Consider the following 19541-nt stretch of genomic DNA (forward strand, 5'->3'; position numbering starts at 1 on the left):
AAGAGAAAAGCCTTGCTCTTCTCCCGACCTCTTACCTAATAATGAAGCGCTTACGCCTCAATACTACGAGTTCATCACCTTGTTCTGCCGGTTGATGGACTCCAAGTGCACGGCTTCCAGATAGCTATGCACAAACTCCGGCGAGAGGCCCAAAGAATTGGCTTGGCGTAGGCTGCGGTCCAGAATTTCGCTGTAGCGGTTGGTTTGCAGAATGGTGATGTCGTTGTCTTTCTTGTACTGCCCGATTTGCTGCGCCACGCCCATACGGCGGCCGAGTAACTGCATGATTTCGGTGTCGAGCTGGTTGATTTGCTCGCGCAGACCGGCCAACGCGGTCTGAAATTCGCGCTGGTTGTCGGGCTCGTGGCGCCATACCAGGTGCTCCAGCATGTCCTTGAGGGCAGCGGCCGTTACTTGCTGCTTGGCGTCGCTCCAGGCATTGTCCGGGTCGGGGTGCGACTCCAACATGAGGCCGTCGAAATCGAGGTCGATGGACTGTTGGGCCACGGCGGCCAGCGTATCGCGGCGGCCGCAGATGTGGCTCGGGTCGCAGATGATGGGCAGCTCGGGCAGCCGGCGCTTCATTTCGATGGGCAAGTGCCACATCGGGGCGTTGCGGAAGTCGGTGTTGCCGTAGCTGGCGAAACCGCGGTGGATCAGGCCGAGGTCTTTCAGGCCGGCTTTGGCCAGGCGCTCCACGGCGCCCACCCACAACTCCAGCTCGGGGTGAATTGGGTTTTTCACGAGTACCGGAATATCCACACCGCGCAGCGCGTTGGCTATTTCCTGCACCGAAAACGGGTTGCCAGTGGTGCGGGCCCCCACCCACAGCACATCTACTTCAAAGGCCAGGCAATCTTCTACGTGCTTGGCCGTAGCCACTTCCACGGCTACCGGCAAACCGGTTACTTCTTTGGCTTTGCGCAGCCACGGCAGGCCCTTCGTGCCGATACCTTCGAACATGCCTGGCTTGGTGCGCGGCTTCCAGATGCCGGCGCGCAGCATATCTACCCGGCCCGTAGCAGCCAACTCGGTAGCCGATTGTAGCATTTGCTGCTCGGTTTCAGCGCTGCAGGGACCCGATATCAGGAGGGCCTTCTTGTGGATGTTCGCAGTTTTAGGCGCGAGGGCTGTTTGGTTCATGGTATTGAGGTGAATTTGCGAAGTTGTGAAGTTGTGTCTGTGTGGCGGAGGATTCTGGCTGCCGCGCTACGAAATAATTTTGCGAATGTGGTTGGCTTGTTCAATGGACTGCCGCAGCCCTTCGTAGTCCTCGTCGACTAGCAGGCGGCGCAGCTCCTGAAGCTGCCGCAGATGCTCGTCGAGCACGTCGAGCACGTTGGTGCGGTTCTGGCGGAAGATGGGCACCCACATGGCCGGGGAGCTTTTCGCCAGGCGCACCGTCGACTCGAAACCGCCGCTGGCCAAATCAAAGATACGCTGCTCTTCTTTTTCCTTCTTCAACACCGTGAGGGCCAAGGCAAAAGAAGTGATGTGCGAAATGTGCGAAACGTACGCCGCGTGCAGGTCGTGGTCGGCGGCATCGAGGTAGAGCAGGCGCATCGGCAAGGCCCGGAACAAGGTTTCCACCGTTTGTACCGCGTCCGGGTCGCTGCGGTGCGCGTCGCACACCACCAGGGTTTTGCCGGCAAACAAGTGCTGCACGGCCGCCTCTGGCCCCGAGTACTCGGTACCCGCCATGGGGTGAATGGCCACGAACCGCCCCCGGTGCGGGTGCCCGGCCACGGCAGCCAGCAGCTTTTCCTTGGTAGAACCCACATCTACCACCACTTGGCGGGCCGTGGCGGCGTCCAGCACCTGCGGCAACACGCCGAGCATGGCGTCCATGGGCACGGCGACTACCACCAAATCGGCGGCGGCTACGGCGGCGGCCAGGTCGGTTTCGATTTCGTCGATCAGGTTGAGCTCCAACGCCCGCCGGGCGTTTTCAGGATTGGCTTCCACGCCAATAAAGCGGGTAGCCAGGCCCTGCTGCCGCAAGCTCAGCGCCAGAGAGCCCCCAATCAGCCCGATTCCAATTACCGTTACTGTGGTCATACGCTGTAGGAGGATGCTTATGATGAATTAGATAAAGAAGCCGTCCGTCATGCTGAGCGAAGCCGAAGCATCTCACTAGCGTAGCATATACTCTTGGAATGTCAGCACGCGAGATGCTTCGACTTCGCTCAGCATGAGGGACGACTTTCTAAACTGAAGACAATGCGCTCCACCGCCTTCCGCAGCACCGCTTCGCTCTGGCAAAGACTCACCCGGATAAAGCCGTTGCCGTTGCTGCCGAAGATGCCGCCGGGCGTTAGGAACACGCGGGCTTCTCGGAGCAGCTCGTCGCTGAGGGCGTACCCGTCGGCGTAGGTGGGTGGCACGGCGGCCCACACGAACAGGCCGGTTTGCGCGGGGTCGGGCTGGCAGCCGAGGGTGTGCAGCAGCTCGAACACCACGGCGCGACGGGCGCGGTACACGGCGTTTAGCTCCGCAAACCACTCCGGGCCTAGCGCCAGCGCCGCTACGGCCGCCTGCTGCACCGGCAGAAACATGCCCGAGTCCATGTTGCTCTTGAAGCGCAGCACCTCCCGCAGCCAGTCGGCACGGCCGGCCAGCAAACCCACGCGCCAGCCAGCCATGTTGTGCGACTTGCTGAGCGAGTTCAACTCCAGGGCCACTTCCCGCGCCCCCGGCACCGCCAGCAAGCTCATGGGCGCATCATTGAGAATGAAGCTGTACGGGTTGTCGTGAATCAGCATAATCTGGTGCTGCTGCGCAAAGGCCACCAACCGGACCAGAAACGCCGCGTCGGCGCGGGTGCCGGTGGGCATGTGCGGGTAGTTGACCAGCATCATCTTCACGCCGGTCAAATCTGACTCAGCCAGGGCGTCGAGGTCGGGGAGCCAGCCGGCGGCTTCGGTGAGATGGTACTCGCGAATTTCGGCCCCGCAGATTTCCGCTACGGCGCGGTAAGTGGGGTAGCCAGGGTTGGGAATCAGCACCACGTCGCCGGCTTCCAGGAACGTCATGCCGATGTGCATCAAGCCTTCCTTCGAGCCGAGCAGCGGCAGCACTTCGGTGGCCGGGTCGAGGGCCACGCCGTAAGCGCGGGCGTACCACTCGGCCACGGCGGCGCGCAGGGCCGGGATGCCCTGGTAGCTCTGGTAGCCGTGGGTGGTTGGCAGCGCCGCCGACGCCGTCAGAGCGGCCGTCACGCTCGGATGCGGCGGTAAATCGGGGCTGCCGATGCCGAGGTTGATGATGTCGGCGCCGGCTTGGTTGAGGGCCGCAATTTCGCGCAGCTTCTGCGAGAAGTAGTATTCCCCGGTATTCGCTAGACGCTGAGCAGTTGAGACGTGCATGTTGGTTTTTGGTTGAATGTTTTTGGTTTTTGGCTGCCTGTTTTCTCTTCCTACTTGCTGGCAATCAACCGTAAGAGGCCAAAAACCAAAAACAAACAACCAAAAACCAGTCAGTAGTATTCGCCGCGCTGGTAGGCGCCGAGCACTTGCAGTTCGTCGGTTATCAAGGTCAGTTCTTGCAGCAGTTCCGGCAGCTGGGCGGCTTCGTCGAACTCGACATCGGCGTGGAAGTAGTACTGCCAGGTGCGTCCTGGCCGGGGGCATGACTGGAGCTTGGAGAGGTTGAAGCCGTGGCCGGCTATGCAGGTAAGCACGCGGGCCAGGCTACCGCGCTGGTGGTCGGTGTGGAAATAGAGGGAAGCTTTGTTGGCCGTATTGATGGACCGCTCGGGGTCTTGGCGTTCCAGCACCAGAAAGCGAGTGTAGTTTTCTGGGTCGGCGTGAATGTCAGGGGCCAGCACTTCCAGGCCGTAGAGGCGGGCGGCCGCTTCCCCGGCCACGGCCGCAATACCAATCTGGCTGTGCTCGCGCAAGTGCCGGGCACTGAGGGCGGTATCTACGGTTTCCACGAGCTGCCAGGGGTGCAGGGCCAGAAAATCGGCGCACTGCAGCAGCGCCACGGGGTGCGAGTGCACTTCCCGAATATCGGCTAGCTCTTGCCCCGGCAAGGCCAACAGATGCTGCCGGATGCGCAGGTAAATTTCGCCGGTTATCTGCACGGCCGAGCGCTGCAACAAGCTGTAGTTGGGCAGGATGCTGCCAGCAATGGAGTTTTCAATAGCCATCAGTCCCACTTCGGCCGCACCGCTGGTTACTTGCCATACCACTTCCCCAAAAGTGGCGCAGGGCGCAATAGCAGGGTTAGGACCGAAATAGTGGCGGGCCGCTAGCTCGTGAAAGCTGCCCGCGTACCCCTGAATAGCAATGGCGGAAGAAGACATTAGGAGGTGATGAAGTGACAGGTGAGGCGGTAACAGGTACTGAGGTGGCTTGAAAACTGGTCGTGAGGCGTCTGATTACTTGATATCAACTACTCGGCACTGCACTGAGGGCATGAAAAAGGGCTCCGGTGTGCGGGGCCCTGAGTTTGCGGTGGTGCGGAGCGGTAGGTCAGCAGCGGCAAAAACGGGCCTGGTTCTTCGAGTAAAAGAACGGGTAATAGAAGAAGGTAAAAAGGGCGGCGAAGTGGCGCATGAAGAGAATAGGCGTAAAAAAAGCGCCTCTCGGGGTCGAGAGGCGCTGGAGTTTTCAGTTGAAAAGGCTACACGGCGGCTACTCGACTACGCGGAGGCGTAGAAGTAATAAAAGCCAAAAAAGTAGCGTTTCTGTGACATGGAGAAGTAGCTTAACGGTGGCAAGGTGAAGAAAGATTTTCAGAAAATCAATGATTTACCTTCTTCATTTTGTCAACTGGTACCGCCCCGAGTTTCGTATACCTTACTACTACCCTACCACCTATGCAACATCGTTTCCTCTTTTTCTTGCTTCTGCCCCTGAGTTTGGCGCAGGCAGCCGCCGCCCAAACTCCTCCTGACGCCGCCCCACCCAAGTCGGCGGCGGCAGCTAAATCCACTGCCGCCAAAACAAAATCGACCACCGCGCCAACCAAAGCTCCTACTACCCAAACCAAGGCAACGGCTGAAGCAGAGGTGCTGGAAAAAGCATCGCGGCTGATGCTAGACCGAAAATACGAGTCGGCCTACAAAGTTCTCAACCGCTTCGACCCCAAGCACCGCCGGCCGGCTGTGGTGCTTAAGAAAATGGAGTTGGCAATCAACTACAACCTGCGCAGCCGCGAGTACGAGGCGTTTGGGTTTCGCGACTTAGAGCCCCTCGAACGGCTTGATTCTTTGCGGGTCCGCTACAGCCGCGCCGCCATACCCTACAACTTCCCGATAGAGCGTACGCTGCTGAGCTTGAAAAAGCAGTACCCCACCAACTACAAAATAAGCCGGGCCCTGGGCGACTATTACTACCAAGTGCTGCAGTGCGATTGCGCTGAAGCCGAGAAGCCGCCCAAAACGCTGATGTCGCTGGTAGCGAGCAACTACAGCACGGCCAATGACCACGGCCTTGGCGACTTCACGTCTTATTATGCGCTCGGTTACGTGAACATGCTGCGGAATCGGTTTGCCCAGAGCGTTGCGCCCTTCAAACGGGCCATCAAGCTGCGCCCCAATTATGCGTGGACTCATTTCCACTTGGCTTACAGCTACAACGAACTCAAGCAGCTGGCAAAGGCCGGCGAAGAAGCCCGTGCGGCGGCTCGCTACTTCAACGACGACCCGCAGATGAAGAGCGACGCCCTTTATATGGTGGAAGACATAGAACGGCGCCTCGCCGCTGCTACCCCGCGCAACGCCAAAGCCAGTACGGAAAAGACCGTGAAGAAGCAGTAGCTCCGCCACGAAGAGGCAGGCCCTTTCTATATACTTGAATCAGTCTAGGAGTTCTGTTAAACTTCTCAGTCCGTCATACTAAGCTTGCCGAAGCATCTCGCGTGCTTGGTTGAGTTTACCACCCTTGCGAAATACTTCGGCAAGCAGCCGCTATACCAGGTATGATGGGTGGGTATCTTCCCAAGCAGCTTGGCCTTCTACCTTACTAGAGTGAAAAAGAGCCGCAAGTTATTGCGGCTCTTTTTTTGGCTATTCATAACCACTACAGCCTGCTTTCATCCGACGAGGTTACTTTTCATATTCAGGATACTAAAGGCTCAGACCCGGTTCGGTTAAAGACCCTGACCTTGGCATCACGGAATTGGCACGGTTTTGTAATTGCATATCACAACACCGGCTTTTCTGCAACGCGCAACGCAATCCGGTTCACAATCTTTCCTTTCCTGACTATGAATACGAAGCGACTTTTCGGCCGCCTGGCCGCGGCTACCCTTTTATTTTCCGCCTTCCCCCTCTCCGCGCAGGCTCAGATTCAACCCCACCGCGTACCGGCTTACACTGGCAAGTACACTGGCAAAGCGCAGGCCCGCTCGGTATACTCCCCCAAATCAACTAGCTCCGCCCTTGGCCCGCAGTTCGGCATTAGGGCCGGCGTAAACGTGTCCGACTGGTCGGGCGACGCGGTGCGGAGCGTGCTGGACGTAGCTGACTTTTCCAGCGGCGCCGTTACCAAGGAAATGAAACCCGGCTTCCACGTAGGGTTTTACGCCACGCTGCCACTAGGCCCGAGCTTCGCCATTGAGCCCGGCATCAGCTACTCCGAGAAAGGCACTAAGCTGGTCGGCACCGTCCCGTTTGAGTTGCTCGACTTTGTGAATGCCCGCGTAACGGCTACCTCCCGCATGGCTTATATTGATGTGCCGGTGCTGGCCAAAGCCTACATCACGCCCGGTTTCTACCTATTCGCCGGCCCACAAGCCTCCTTCCTCGTCAGCAACAAAGCCCGCGTAGAAGCCAGTGCCCTCGGCTTCTCGGCCTACAAGCAAGACTTCGACATCAAAGACCAGTTCCGCCCTGTCGACTTCGGTGTAGTAGGTGGCATCGGCTACCATTCTACCAGCGGCCTCGGCATCAGCGCCGGCTACGACTACGGCCTCTCGTCGTTAGATAAAAATAACCGCTTCGACTCTTATAACAGAGTGATTAAAGCGTCGGTGAACTACTCGTTTTAAGTTAGCTAACTCAAGATGCGAGGTAGCCGCGTAGCGGCTTCAGGTTTGTAGAAACTAGCGCCTTACGTGGTGAAGCGCCGCGTAGCGGTGCCAGAAACGCCCACTAGTCTGGCACCGCTACGCGGCGCATACCGACTTACGGGTCTACAACTACAAACCTGAAGCCGCTACGCGGCCACTTCGCAACTTGAGTTAGCTAGTAGTTGGCTGCCCGTTGATCTTCAAGTAGCTGACAGAACAGGCGCCGGTACCCGAAGACGCACGACGCAGTGTGTTTTCGGTACCGGCGTCTGTTGTTTTTGTAGCGCGGAAGCCACAGGAAATCTGTTCCGCGCTACAAAACCTAGTCTAATTGGCCCCACTGCCGGAGCGGCTGGTGTTTTCCTGGCTGTTAGGGGTGCGGCTACTGGTCCGAGCTTGGTTGTTGCCGAAGTTGTAGGTGAGCTGTAAGCGGAGCAGGCGGTTGGTTCCGCGGCTTTGGTTGAAGGCCTGCAATTCCGGCGAGTTGATGCGGACGTTGTAGCGATACAAATCGAACGGGTCGCTGAGGTTGAGCTTGAGCGTGCCGCGCTTTTGAGCAAAGGTTTTGCGCACCCCGAAATTCACTTGCGTGGCCGGGCGGCTACGCTCGAAGGCGCCCATATTGTAACCAGAGTTGGCGTCGGCGGCAACTTCCAGCACTACCTCTTTCGGTAGCGTGAAGCTGGCAGCCACCTCGCCCCCGAAGGCGTTGGTATCGAAAGCAATGTAGTTGGTTACGACCTGGTTTTGGTACACTTGGCGGGTATACCAATAGCTGATGTCCAGGTGCAGCCAGCGGGCGGGGTCGAGTGGCACGGTGCCGTTGAGGTTATACCAGGCCACCCGGCGCGGACGGGTGTTCACGAAGGTGGTCTGCAGTAGCGTTTCGCCGGGGATGGTAGTGGCATCGAGGGTGTAGAAGGCCGAGAAAAGCACGGCCGCTTGGTTGTAGGAGAAGGTGGTGACGATGGCATCTTTCCAGACGTGGCGCAACGAGAAGCTGTTGGTGATGTAGGGGCGCAGCTGCGGATTGCCCTGGAAATACTCTAGCCGGCTGGTAAAGCGCTGAAACGGGCTAAACTGCTGGTAGTTTGGCCGGTCGATGCGGCGGCTGTAGGCCAGGGTAAGCTGCTGATGCGCACCAAGCGAGCGGGCAACCGAAGCGGACGGAAAGGCATTGAGGTAGCTACGCCGCACCACAGCCTGCGCCTGCTGGTTGTAGCCAGTGGCAGAGGTTTGCTCGGCTCGCAAACCAGCTTGCAGCTTGTACGTGTGCCAGTTACCGCTCCATTGGGCGTAGGCGGCACTAATGATTTCGCGGAAACGGAAATAGTTTTTCCGCAACTGTCCGCCCACAAAGTCGCTGCCGAAGGTGTTGCGGTTGTTGGTTAGGCTGACTTGCGCGCCTAGCTCCCACCGCTGCCCGTGCGGCGCCGGGTGCACGTAGTCCAGCTTGCCGGTGTAAATCGGGTTCAGGTAGGGGTTGTTGATTTGGTTGGTGGTTAACACTGCTTCGGCAGGGGCCGCCAGCGGGTAGGCGCGGTAGGCAAACGCGGAGCGCAAGGTGTTGCTGACCCGCGCGCCATCCAGGGCCACGGTTAGTTGCCGCCCGAGCGTATCGAAGCGGTGCTCAAATTGGCCCCCGACTGTGAGGTAGCGTTGGCGGCTGACGCGGGTGTAGTCGGTGTCGAGGCCGGTGCTGTCGGTGGGGCGCAGGAGGTGCTGCGTGAGCTGCTGGTTGTACTGGTCGTGGCTCCAGGTGTGTTGGGCTTGCACGCTCAGGGTTGAGCGTGGGGTTAGGTACCATTCGGTGTTGGCGGTGAGCTGTTGCGTTTCGAGTTGGCCGCGGCTGCGCCCCAAGTTGGTACGCTGCTCGGTGGCCTGGCCGGTTTCGTCGAGCAAGGTTTGGGTGCGGCGCTGCTCGCCTATGGTCTGCACGTAGTTATTGGCAGTTGATACATAGACACTGACCCGCTGGCTTCGCCGGCTGAAGGTGAAGCTTTCGTTGTGCCGTGGGGTGCTGCCGAAGCCCCGGAAGTAGCCGTAGGCGCCGCCTGCCTGCACAGTGTACAGGGCGCCGTACTGCTGCGCCTTTTTAGTGCGGATATTCAGGATACCGCCCGTACCCGCCGCTTCGTAGCGCGCCGAGGGATTTTGGATGACTTCGATGGTGGCTATTTCGTCGCTGCGCATGGCTTTGAGTTGCTGCGCAAGTTGCTCGGGCGTAAGGTGCGTAGGTCGGCCGTCGAGCATAATCAGCGGCGCTTGGTTGCGGAGCGTTACTTGCTCGGTGTTGCGGTCAACCAAGACGCCGGGCACTTTGGCAAGTACCTCCAGGCCATTGAGTCCGGCGTGGGTGGCACTGGCCGCCACGTTCATAATCAGCTTGTCGCCCTCCACCTGCATCAGCGGCGGCCGCCCTTCCACTACCACTTCCTTCAGCGTGTTCTTGCTCTGCAACAGCATCATAGGTGCCAAGGCTACCACCGGCTGCGTGGTTGAAAGCGTGAGGGATTTTCTGATTTTCTGATAGCCGACCACCGAAATCAGCAATGCGTAGGGCCGCAAAGGCAAGTTTTGCAGCGCAAACCGTCCGAGCGTATCGGTGGTTGTGTTCGCCAGCAAAACCGAGTCGGTGGTACTGAGCAGCAATACGTTGGCGAAAGGCATGGCTTGCTGGTGCTCGTCGTGGAGAAGGCCAGTCAGGCGGCCAGTTTGGGCCCGCAGCAGATGGGGCAGCAGCAACAGCGGCAGAAGCAGAGAATAGAGGCGAGCCATAACGAGCGAATCAGATTAGAGGCCCCAAGATGGAAACGGCGGGCAGCTCCCTAAACTCTGTTCGTCAAGCACTTCTCGCTTCTCGACCAAGCCCTGCCAGTTGCTAATCCCGCTCCTTGTTTTCGACCAACGCCCCCAAATTCTCGACCTTAGCCGTAGGCTTCCTGGCCCGCGGGTTGTTCCTTCGGGCATACCAAGCAGCTATCCTATGAGAGTCTGTCATTCCGACGCAGGAGGAATCTGGCTAAAGTTGTTGAACGGCTTCACTCAGATTCCTCCTGCGTCGGAATGACAGACTCTCATAGGATAGGCTCTAAGCTCCGTCCCGTGACCATCCGCCAACTCATTGAACTCTATAACCGCCAGCCGGCCCTACGCGTAGCCGGGCACGGGCTGTTTTGGGCGCTGCTGTGGCTATTCACCGAAAACCCCGACACGCCTTTGACCCTCGGTTCACGCCTACTAGAATGGGGTTACTCTTTGGCGGCGTTTTACCTGTTGTTCTATTGGGTGGTGCCACGGCTGTGGTTCCGGCGGCGCTACGTGTTGGTGGCCGTGGTGCTGCTAGGTTTGATACTAGGCAGCGGCGAGGTAATGTATTGGCTGGAAAAGCTTAACAACCCGGACACCGACTATGCCTTCGTTACCACCTTCGATAAGGTAGGGGTACTTACTATTTTTCAGTCGGGGCGGTACTTTTTTTACGCAGCCTTCAACGGGCTACTTGGTAATATAGTAGGGCCGGGCGTGGTCAAGGTTGCCAAGATGCTCTACGAGCGGCAAATCAGTCGGCACCGCACCGAGCAGCTTACCCGCCGCTTACAGCTCGAGGTACTGCTGAGTCAGGTTAGCCCGCACTTCCTCTTCAATACCCTCAACAACCTCTACGGCTTGGTTTTGCAGGCCGACCCGCGCGCCCGCACCATCACCCACCAGTTGGCGGCCCTCATGCGTTACACCGACGAGCTAGCCGGGCGCGAATGGGTAACGCTGCGCGAGGAAATCAACTTCATCGAGGACTTTCTGGCGTTGGCCCGGCTGCGCTATGGCCAGCAGGCTACTATTGAAAGCCATTGGGACTTGGGGCCCGACGCCGTGGCACTGCCGCCGCTGCTCTTGCTGCCGCTGGTTGAAAACGCCTTCAAACACGGCCTCAGCCAAGCCCTTGGGGCGGCGTGGGTGCGGGTGGAAGCGCGCGTAACAGTCAGTGCCATCGAGCTACGAGTAGCCAACAGCCAACTGGCCACACCTGTCCCAACCGTTTCGCAGCCGGGAGGCCTTGGCTTGACTACCATGCGGGAGCGGCTACACTTGCTCTACCCCGGCCCGTCGCCCCTGGTGCTGCACGCCACCCCTACCACCTTCGTTGCTACGTTGCAGCTTCCGCTACGCGCTGCGCCGCGCCAAGTCGTTTCTAGCTTCAGTTCTCCTACCATAGCCAGCGCCCGATGTCTTTAAGGTATTTGCCCCGCGCAGTGGGTTGGGTTGGCGAAACTCTGTTTTGGGTGGCCTTTTATTTCACCGTCCACTTCACTCTCAACGAAGACCCGCTCTCGTTCTGGTTGCCGGTGAAGTTTATGCTGGCTGTGCCTGAAACGCTTTTTTGCATGGGCGCAGTATATAGTTTCCGGTGGCTGTTCACCGAACCCTTGGACATGCCTATTAACCGGGTGCTGCTGTTTGGACTGGTGACGCTGGTGCTGCAACACGTGGTGTACTACTACGCCAGCCAGGCCGTGCAACCCTACGCGCCCGTGTTGTCGGCGGCTTACCGGCGGTGGAATTTCTTTATGGCTGGCAACGGGCCGTTTTTCTTCCTGAAGAACCTGCATTACCTGGTCACGGTCAGTTCTTTTCTCTACTTCTCGATGGTGTGCCTGCCCATCGGGTTGTTTCTGCTGCGCGATACAGTTCTGGAAAACCGACGCCTGGCCGCCGCCCAACAGCAGCAGCTGACGTGGGAGCTGCAATCCGTTCGAAGCCGTCTGAATCCAGAGTTTTTCCAGCAAACACTAACCCAAGTCGCCCACCTGCTCAACCAGCAGCAAGAGGCCACTGCCGCCGAAGTCACGCTAAAGCTGGCGCAGCTCCTGCGGCACACGCTTTACGAAAACCGTGGCACCTACGTACCGCTACAGCGCGAGCTAGATGCCTACCTCGACTATATGCAGCTGCAAGAGTTGCGCTTGCAGGACAAGGTGGACGTAACGCTGCGCCTCACCGTCGAAAACAGCCAGAACGCGCACATCCTGGCGGGCGTCCTGCTACCCCTGACCGAGCAGTTCCTGCCTTTGGCCGCCACCTACAGCGAGATAGAAGTACGGGTGCGCAACCATCAGCTTTCCTTGCACCTAAGTGCCGATGTGCTGCCAGACTTACTTGTCTCTCCTGAATTCAGTTTGATACAAAGGCATTTAGCGCATCATACTGAAGCTGCGCACCAGTTACGGTATACACAGCAAGGCAACACCTTTTCGCTCCAACTCGAACTACCATTACAGGCTGCTGCGCTAGCAGCCGTTAGCTAGTAGGGCACCCCAACGCCATTACGTTCTGGAGGGGTGGGGACCCAACTTATTTTCTACTTATGTCCTTGATTCGCTGCTTACTGCTTGACGACGAACCCATTGCCCGCCAAGTACTGCGCACCTACGCCGAGCGGCTACCCTTTCTGCAGGTAGCAGGGGAATGCGCCAACGCGCTGGAAGCCTACGAGTTTCTGCGGCAGCACGAAGTGGACCTGATTTTCTGTGACATCGAAATGCCGCAAATTTCCGGCCTCGACTTCCTCAAGGCCTTGCCCCACCGCCCCCTGGTAGTTTTGACTACCGCCTACGAGCAATACGCTTTGGCCGGCTTCGAACTCGACGTGGTGGACTACCTACTCAAACCCGCCGCCTTCGACCGTTTTTGGCGGGCCATCGAGAAAGTGAAAGACCGCCTGGCCCTGCGGCAGCTGAAAGCCGCGCCCGCCACTGCGCCCGCCTCTGCTCCTCCTGAAGCCAAGCCAACGCCCGCAGCCGACGACTTCATCATGATAAAGGAAAATGGCAACCTGGTAAAAGTGGCGCTACCCGCTATCCGCTACATCGAAGCCATGAAAGACTACGTGAAGATATTCACCGCGGAGCGTCGCTTGGTAGCCTACCTAACCATGAAGAAACTGGAGGAAACCCTACCCGCCGCGCAGTTCACGCGCGTGCACAAGTCCTACATCGTGCGCAACGACGGCATCGAAACCCTGCAAGGCAACATGCTGGAACTGAAGTCTAAGGTGCAAATTCCGGTAGGTGTACAGTTCCGGGAGGCGGTGTTGCGCGTGCTGCACGAGCACCTGGTAAGGCGGTAGCAGCGGGGTCGCACAACTATCGTCCAACGATGCGTGAAACGCTGCATCGTGTTGCAGCAGAAAGGCCTCACCAAGAGCTGATGAGGCCTTTTCACACTACCAAAGGTCAGGCTGGGTAACGGGTAATGTACATCCGGTAGTCTGCAACCAGCCGGAACTCCCGTCGCAATAGGTGAGTGAAAGTCCCAGCCTGACCCAATATCTTGTTTGTTTCTCTTTAGCGGGAGCCGTAGCCGTTTATATTTGGTTGCAACCCGTCTGCAATTTCAACTAAACGTACCAACTCGGCGCGGTAGCCTTCTGCATCTTTCCCTCGTGCCGCATTCGCCAGCTTGGCGGTGCTCTCGAAAGTAGCAGTGCCCCTGTAACTTGACTCGCGCAACAGCATTCCAAACTGAGTTACAGCAGTAGCGAAACGTAAGTTTTCAGAAGCTCGTTCCAGCGGCGCTGCTGGCCCGCGCAAGGTGCGCTCAAATAGCTTGCTGGTGTTGCCCTGCGGCTCCTTATAACGCAGCTTTACTGTCAATACGTCGGCGGAAGCCGAAGCGGATTTATCGGCAGCCACATTGGGCTGATACTTCAGTGGGTCGATGGCAGCAGGGGCACCCACGGGCACCACTTCGTAGAGGGCCGTGACGGTGTGGCCGGCACCCATTTCGCCGGCGTCTTTGCGGTCGTTGTTGAAGTCTTCGGCGGCCAGGGTGCGGTTTTCGTAGCCAATGAGGCGGTACTCGCGCACCCGGGCAGGATTAAATTCCACTTGCAGCTTCACGTCTTTGGCCAGCGTGAAGAGCGTGCCGCCGAACTGCCGCACCAGCACCCGTCGGGCCTCGTCGAGGTTGTCGAGGTAAGCGTAGTTGCCGTTGCCTTTATCGGCCAGCAGCTCCATTTTCTTGTCTTGATAATTGCCCTGGCCCACGCCGAGCACGGTCAGGAATACGCCCGACTCCCGCTCCTGCTCTACTAGGTGCTCCATGGCATCGTCGCTTTGCTCGCCCACGTTGAAGTCGCCATCAGTAGCCAGCACCACCCGGTTGTTGCCGTCCTTGCGGAAATTCTCGCGGGCCACCTGATAGGCCAGCCGGAGGCCGGCCCCGCCGGCCGTGGAGCCACCCGCCTGCAGGTTATCGATGGCTCGTAGAATCTCGCCGCGTTTGTTGCCAGCGGTGGGTGGCAGCACCAGTCCGGCGGCCCCGGCGTACACCACCAAGGCTACTTTGTCCTGAGGCCGCAACTCCTTCACCAGCAGCCGTAAGCCGGCCTGCACCAGCGGCAGCCGGTCGTCGCCTTCCATTGAGCCCGAAACATCCACTAGGAACACGAGGTTGGCAGGCGGCAGCTTATCGGCGTTTACTTGTTTGCCCTGCAAGCCCACGTGCACCAGCTGATGCGCCGGGTTCCAGGGGCAAGCGGCCAGCTCAGTGGTCACGGAAAACGGCTCGGGGCCGGTGGGCTGCGGATAGTCGTAATGGAAATAGTTGAGCATCTCTTCGATGCGCACGGCATCGGGCGGCGGGAGCTGGCCCTGGTTGAGGAAGCGGCGCACGTTGCTGTAGCTGGCCGCGTCTACGTCGATGCTGAAGGTGCTGAGCGGGTCTTTCTGCGTGCTATGAAATCGGTCTTCCTTGACGTGGGCATACGATTCGCCCGCACCGGGTTCGGGGCGCGGCGCCACGGGGAAGTAGGGCCGGCCTGGCAGCGCACTCGCACCGCGGATGCGTATTCCCGCTGCCGATGCTGCCGATGGTGTTGCTGCTTTAACTTTCTGGTCTTGCGTGATTGGCACGCCGTCTACAACTCCGGACGGAGCAGCTTGCTCGTAATCAGACGCAGCATCAACTACCACTACTTCGTTCAGGGCTCTGCTGTCAACTCGCAAGGCCACATTCACTACCCGCTTTTCTTTTGTGACCTTGCGCTCCTGTATCAAGTAGCCTAAAGAGCTGAAAACGAGCACCCGCCGGCCGGCCGGCAAAGTCAGTGCATAAGTGCCATCGGAGTTGGTGGAAACGCCAACGCGCGTACCTTTCACCTGCACCCTCACCCCCGGTAGCCCTTTGCCACTAGCGGCATCGGTGATGCGCCCTCGCACCGCAAGCGTATCAATTGACCGGGGCGAAGTAAGCAGGGCCGCCGGCTCGGCTGGTTTGGTTGGGAATGAGGCGCCCCAAACAAGACCACTAGCGGCAGCTAGCAGCGGCAGAAGCAGAAAATTCTTCATAACAGACAGGTTTTGGTGAAGAGGATACCTGTCTGATGCTACCCCGCGTAATATTCCATACGGGGTAGCGTAAATACTTTCATTACGCGCTATTATTTCTCTAGCAGAATACGGCGCAGTACTTGAAGCTGCTTAGGATTTCACACCACTCTTCTCGAACGTCCTGCTCGATCTGGCGTCCGCAGGTGGCGCCTCAAGCCAGAGACTGAGGCGAAAACTAAACATCTCGCGTGCTGGCGTTGCCACACATTATCTGTCATGCTTCATCTGGCGTCCGCGCAGGCGCAGCTGAAGTCGAAGCATCTCGCTCGCATCGTTTCATCATCATTGATTCTACCACACCAGCGAGATGCTTCGACTTCGGCTGCGCGGACGCCAGATGAAGCATGACAGAAAACTAGCTTCTTCGCGGTTCATCAGCCAGCAACCCCGCCTCTATCTGGCGCAGATAGGCTAGTGCCTGCGGAATCATGAGGTGGGCGCGGTGCGATTCGCGAGACAGCTCCACGCACACCAAGCCCTGGAATTTTACCTGCTGCAAGGCGGCCAACACGGCGGGCACATTCATATCGCCTTCGCCGAAGGGCAAGTGCTCATGGATGCCGCGGCGCATATCTTCAACAGCCACGGTTCCTAGGTGGGGAGCAAACTCCGCTACGGCGGCGGCCGGGTCTCGCTCGCCGGTCACCAGCAGGTGACCGGTGTCGAGGGCTAATTTCAGATCGGGCAGCTCTTGGCGCAGGCGCAGATAGTCGTCCACGGTTTCGACCAGCATACCGGGCTCGGGTTCCAGGGAGGCAACTACGCCTCGCTCTTGGGCCGCGGCTACCACTTGGTGCAAACCTTCGAGCAGCCAATCCCACGCTTGCGTTGAAGCCACGCCAGGCTGCGGCACACCGGCCCAGAACGATACGGTTTCGCCCTGGCAAGTAGCGCAGATGTCGAGGCAACGCGTCAGAAAATCAACCCGTTTGGCCCGGCCCGGAGCAGAAGGCGACAACAGCGTGGGCTCGTGTTTCTGCCGATAGTCGAGCAGGTAACGGGCCCCCGTTTCCAGGACGAGCCCCAAGCCTAGCTCGCGCAGACGAGAGGCCAGCGCCGCTGTCCGGCCACTGAAATCGGGCGCGTAGGGGTCGTGGTGGTGATGGTCGAGGGTAAGGGCCACGCCGTCGTAACCGGCCTCGGCAATGAGGATCAAGGCATCATCGAGGCGGTGGTTGGCGGCGCCATTGGTGTTATAGGCGAACTTCAATGAGGAACTAGTATTTGCTGGCTCCTCGCTTTTCTTTTCCAATCCTTCATTGCCCGCTCTCACTTCTACTCTACGATCCATCGGTTATTTGCTATTAGAAGTGATTCTTCATCACTCATTCTTCGAAACAGTTTATAAAGTCCGTTAACTGTCCTGCCGAGGCATGTAGCATAAGCCAAAGCCCGAAGCATCGCGCGTGGTGACGTTGCCAAACTAACTGTCATGCTGAGCGCAGTGCAACGAAGCCGAAGCATCTCGCTCGGGTGGTAACCTCAATGGCAGGGTAATGATTTGAGTCAGATGCTTCCTTCGTCAGCATGACAGTTACCATTGCAATGTCAGCACGCGAGATGCTTCGACTGCGCCTCCGGCTCCGCTCAGCATGACAGTTAGTTTGGCGACGCCAGCACGCGCGATGCTTCAACTAAGCCTCTGCATGACGGCCGAATGGCTCACTCTTCATTTCCTCATTAGAAATAATACACGTGGCGCTCTGGCTCGCGGTACAGCGCGTACAGTTCCCCGACGGTTTCGCGGGCTAGTTGGGGGTTGAACCAAGCCGGGCCGCCGATGGCGGCTTCATCGGTGGCGGGCAAGGGCACCCGGAAAGCACCCGGCGGCGGGTCGCCGAGGCCGACTAGCGGACTGTGGCGGGCCAGCAGTTTCTCTAGGTTTCGGCGCCCAATTCGGTCGTAAGTCATGGTTTCGACTTCTAGCTCGGGTACCACGGCTTTCAGGGTGCGGACCGGACCGTGGGGGTCGGTGAACTCCACGTAGTATACGCTGAGGCCGGCTGCCGCCAAGCGCTCCTGCACCACCCGCAACAGGTCGGCCGGCGTGGCTAGCGAGTTGAAGGGTACCGTGGGTAGGGTAGAGAACTTCACGGTGCGCGTCACGCTGAACACCGGATTTTGCACTCTGGCAAACAACTCTGAAGCACTCAAATTCAGCCACTGGCGCATGGCCTCGGCCGCCCGCGGCTCCTGGTTGGTCAGTACTGGCGGGTCTTGCTGCACTTGCGCCAGGTAGCCGGGCGCTACTTCTGCCAGCCAAGCCATGTCGCCGTGCTCGAAGCGTTTCCGCACGCGGCTAGAGGCGAATTCCAGCAACGCTTTGGCCAGGGCCACTTCCCGGTCGGGGTGTGCGGCTTCTCCGCAGCCGGTGAGCATAAGCGGGTGCGGCACCCGGCTCAGGTCTCGTTCGTAACCCACCACATAAAGACTGGTAATCCCGAAGTCGGTGGAAGCTAGCTTCACTTGGATTTCCAGGCCGGCCTCGTCGTAGCGTTGCAGCAGAGCGCGGGTTTCCAGGTTCTGCACTTCGTCGAGCTCGATGCGCACGCCTTGGTCGAGGGCACGGTAGCTGATGGCATTGCCGTTGCGCTGCAATAGCTCCAGTAGGCCGTGTGAGAGGGCCCGTTCCAGCGAATCGCCGGCGCCCATGCCGTTGGTAATGGGAGTATAGAGCCAGTCGTGCTGCTCCTGCCCGTGCCAGTCGCCGGGCCAGGTGGCCGCCGTTTCAATGGGCACCCACAGCACGTCTTGGGTGGGATACGTTCGGGCTTGGGTCCAAACCAATTCGGTGTCGGGCGTGTAGGTGGTGCCTACCGGCAACCGGTCGCGCAGGGGGTCGAGGCAGGGCACTCCTTCGGCTTGCAGTTGACGATAGGAGGCCCGGCGGCGCGGCATCTGCGTCAGGTACAGGTTCACGAAGGTTTCTTCGGTGATTTCGCCGTACGCCCCTATGCGCGCCTGGTCGTCGGTGGGGCCGTAGCCGGTACCGGTGCTCATGCCGCCCGGCAGCCACTGCGCCAGGCTCCAAACGGGCACGTTCAAATAGTCGAGGCTGGTAAGTGGAATTTCGTAAACGGGAGCCGACGGCAAAGCACTCTTGTACAAAGCCACCGGGGCGGGGTCGGCGAGGAGCGTAGTCATAGGAGAGAGGAAGGCGAAAGAGGTAGGAAATCGGCGAATGGCCGGCCGGCTAGCTGCGCGGCGAAAAGCTGCCGGGCGGCGCTTTTCCCCCCGTGCGGCACCGGCTCCCATGGGGTCAGTACGCCGTCGAAATCCAGCGGTTCCAGCACGGTTTGGTAGCGGCGCACGTCGGCGTGCGAGAGGGGAATGTGGGCGGCGTAGGCGCGGTGGGTGCTAATGGCCACGGCCTGGCCGGCATCGTCGAGTTGAAATTTGAGAGCATCACCACAGAACAGCAGCTGGCGGGCAGGCAGATGCAGCACGGTATGGCCGGGCGTGTGGCCGCCGGTGTGGTAAAGCACCGCACCAGCATGTAGTTCAGCCTGATCATCGAAGGGCCAGCTAACCTGGAAGGCTTGCGTGAAATTCAACTCCTCCTGCTGCATAACTACCTCAGGCCGAAAAACTTCGACCAGCTGCCACAGCCCACCATATACATGGCAGTGCGAAGCCGACAGGTAACGCACCCCGCCCAAGCTGGCAATGAAATCCAGCGCCGCTTGGTTGTAGAAGCCGGCTCCTTCGAAGGCGATGTTGCCATGCGCGGGCTCAACCACCACGTAGCCCCGTGGCCCGATGCCGAGCTGCGGCTCGTTCCAGAATTGCCAGATACCGGGCATTACCTCCTGCCAGTGCACCGAAACGTTGGCGGCCACCTGCGCCGAAGTCTGAAACTCCCACCCCTCGGGCGGCAACGGGTGCCGGTAGTCAAGGCACACCGGGCAGGCGGGCGGGCCACCCTGGAAATACCGCTGCCAGAAGCCGCAGTTCGTGCATACGTAATGACTCAGAGGCATTTAGTAAGGATAAGCTGATGATAACCTTCTTGGTTCTACAGATCGGTTGTAGAGACGCGACACTTGGCTGCGCCGACCTTCGGTTCGTGTCTCGGCGTTGCTGATGTTGTTTACTGGGCTGTAGCGCGAAGCCGGCGCTTCGCGTGTCGTTGAA

General features: G+C 59.1%; 15 protein-coding genes. 6 read left to right on the plus strand and 9 right to left on the minus strand.

The features are described from left to right. Positions 1–63: 63 nt before the first annotated feature. From VF639_RS13800 to VF639_RS13815, 4 genes are all read right to left on the minus strand, one after another. Positions 64–1143, minus strand: coding sequence for a chorismate mutase (locus tag VF639_RS13800; RefSeq protein ID WP_331146499.1), 1080 nt, complete (start codon positions 1141–1143; stop codon positions 64–66). Between the two features lie 66 nt (positions 1144–1209). Next, positions 1210–2058 carry a prephenate dehydrogenase gene (locus VF639_RS13805; RefSeq protein WP_331146500.1) on the minus strand — a complete coding sequence of 283 codons (849 nt, stop codon included), beginning with the start codon at positions 2056–2058 and terminating at the stop codon, positions 1210–1212. Positions 2059–2186: 128 nt separating this feature from the next. After that, positions 2187–3365 (minus strand): pyridoxal phosphate-dependent aminotransferase, encoded by a 1179-nt coding sequence (locus tag VF639_RS13810; protein WP_331146501.1) that lies wholly within the window; start codon positions 3363–3365, stop codon positions 2187–2189. Positions 3366–3475: 110 nt separating this feature from the next. Beyond that, entirely contained in the window at positions 3476–4306 is an 831-nt protein-coding gene (locus VF639_RS13815; RefSeq protein ID WP_331146502.1) for a prephenate dehydratase, read from the minus strand. 112 nt (positions 4307–4418) lie between these two features. On the opposite strand from VF639_RS13815, the gene VF639_RS13820 reads away from it, so the two are divergent. The 3 genes from VF639_RS13820 (at position 4419) to VF639_RS13830 (ending at position 6996) form a co-directional block, all read left to right on the plus strand. Further along, positions 4419–4661 (plus strand): hypothetical protein, encoded by a 243-nt coding sequence (locus tag VF639_RS13820; protein ID WP_331146503.1) that lies wholly within the window; start codon positions 4419–4421, stop codon positions 4659–4661. A gap of 161 nt (positions 4662–4822) precedes the next feature. Next, complete coding sequence (locus VF639_RS13825; RefSeq protein ID WP_331146504.1) at positions 4823–5764, plus strand: hypothetical protein; 942 nt, start codon at positions 4823–4825, stop codon at positions 5762–5764. 449 nt (positions 5765–6213) lie between these two features. After that, the gene (locus tag VF639_RS13830; RefSeq protein WP_331146505.1) at positions 6214–6996 is read left to right on the plus strand and encodes a porin family protein; all 783 of its coding nucleotides are present in this window, start codon (positions 6214–6216) and stop codon (positions 6994–6996) included. A gap of 348 nt (positions 6997–7344) precedes the next feature. On the opposite strand, the gene VF639_RS13835 is transcribed toward VF639_RS13830, so the two are convergent. Next, the gene (locus tag VF639_RS13835) at positions 7345–9795 is read right to left on the minus strand and encodes an outer membrane beta-barrel protein (protein WP_331146506.1); all 2451 of its coding nucleotides are present in this window, start codon (positions 9793–9795) and stop codon (positions 7345–7347) included. 327 nt (positions 9796–10122) lie between these two features. On the opposite strand from VF639_RS13835, the gene VF639_RS13840 reads away from it, so the two are divergent. The 3 genes from VF639_RS13840 to VF639_RS13850 are packed head-to-tail and all read left to right on the plus strand — an operon-like array spanning position 10123 to position 13144. Further along, positions 10123–11253 (plus strand): sensor histidine kinase, encoded by a 1131-nt coding sequence (locus VF639_RS13840; RefSeq protein ID WP_331146507.1) that lies wholly within the window; start codon positions 10123–10125, stop codon positions 11251–11253. Beyond that, on the plus strand, positions 11244–12323 hold the full coding sequence (locus tag VF639_RS13845) for a histidine kinase (RefSeq protein WP_331146508.1): 1080 nt from the start codon (positions 11244–11246) through the stop codon (positions 12321–12323). Before VF639_RS13840 ends, VF639_RS13845 begins: the two co-directional genes overlap by 10 nt. Before the next feature lie 59 nt (positions 12324–12382). Next, positions 12383–13144: a LytR/AlgR family response regulator transcription factor gene (locus VF639_RS13850; protein ID WP_331146509.1), complete on the plus strand. Its 762-nt coding sequence runs from the start codon at positions 12383–12385 to the stop codon at positions 13142–13144. 217 nt (positions 13145–13361) lie between these two features. On the opposite strand, the gene VF639_RS13855 is transcribed toward VF639_RS13850, so the two are convergent. From VF639_RS13855 to VF639_RS13870, 4 genes are all read right to left on the minus strand, one after another. After that, entirely contained in the window at positions 13362–15365 is a 2004-nt protein-coding gene (locus VF639_RS13855; protein WP_331146510.1) for a YfbK domain-containing protein, read from the minus strand. A gap of 397 nt (positions 15366–15762) precedes the next feature. Next, positions 15763–16617, minus strand: a complete 855-nt coding sequence (locus VF639_RS13860; protein WP_331146511.1) for a sugar phosphate isomerase/epimerase family protein — start codon at positions 16615–16617, stop codon at positions 15763–15765. A 470-nt stretch (positions 16618–17087) separates the two neighbouring features. After that, a complete protein-coding gene (locus VF639_RS13865) occupies positions 17088–18551 on the minus strand; it encodes a YcaO-like family protein (RefSeq protein ID WP_331146512.1) in 1464 nt (487 codons plus the stop codon). Further along, entirely contained in the window at positions 18548–19387 is an 840-nt protein-coding gene (locus VF639_RS13870; RefSeq protein ID WP_331146513.1) for an MBL fold metallo-hydrolase, read from the minus strand. Before VF639_RS13870 ends, VF639_RS13865 begins: the two co-directional genes overlap by 4 nt. Between the last annotated feature and the right edge of the window lie 154 nt (positions 19388–19541).

It is taken from the genome of Hymenobacter sp., from assembly GCF_036387835.1.
Lineage (GTDB): Bacteria > Bacteroidota > Bacteroidia > Cytophagales > Hymenobacteraceae > Hymenobacter.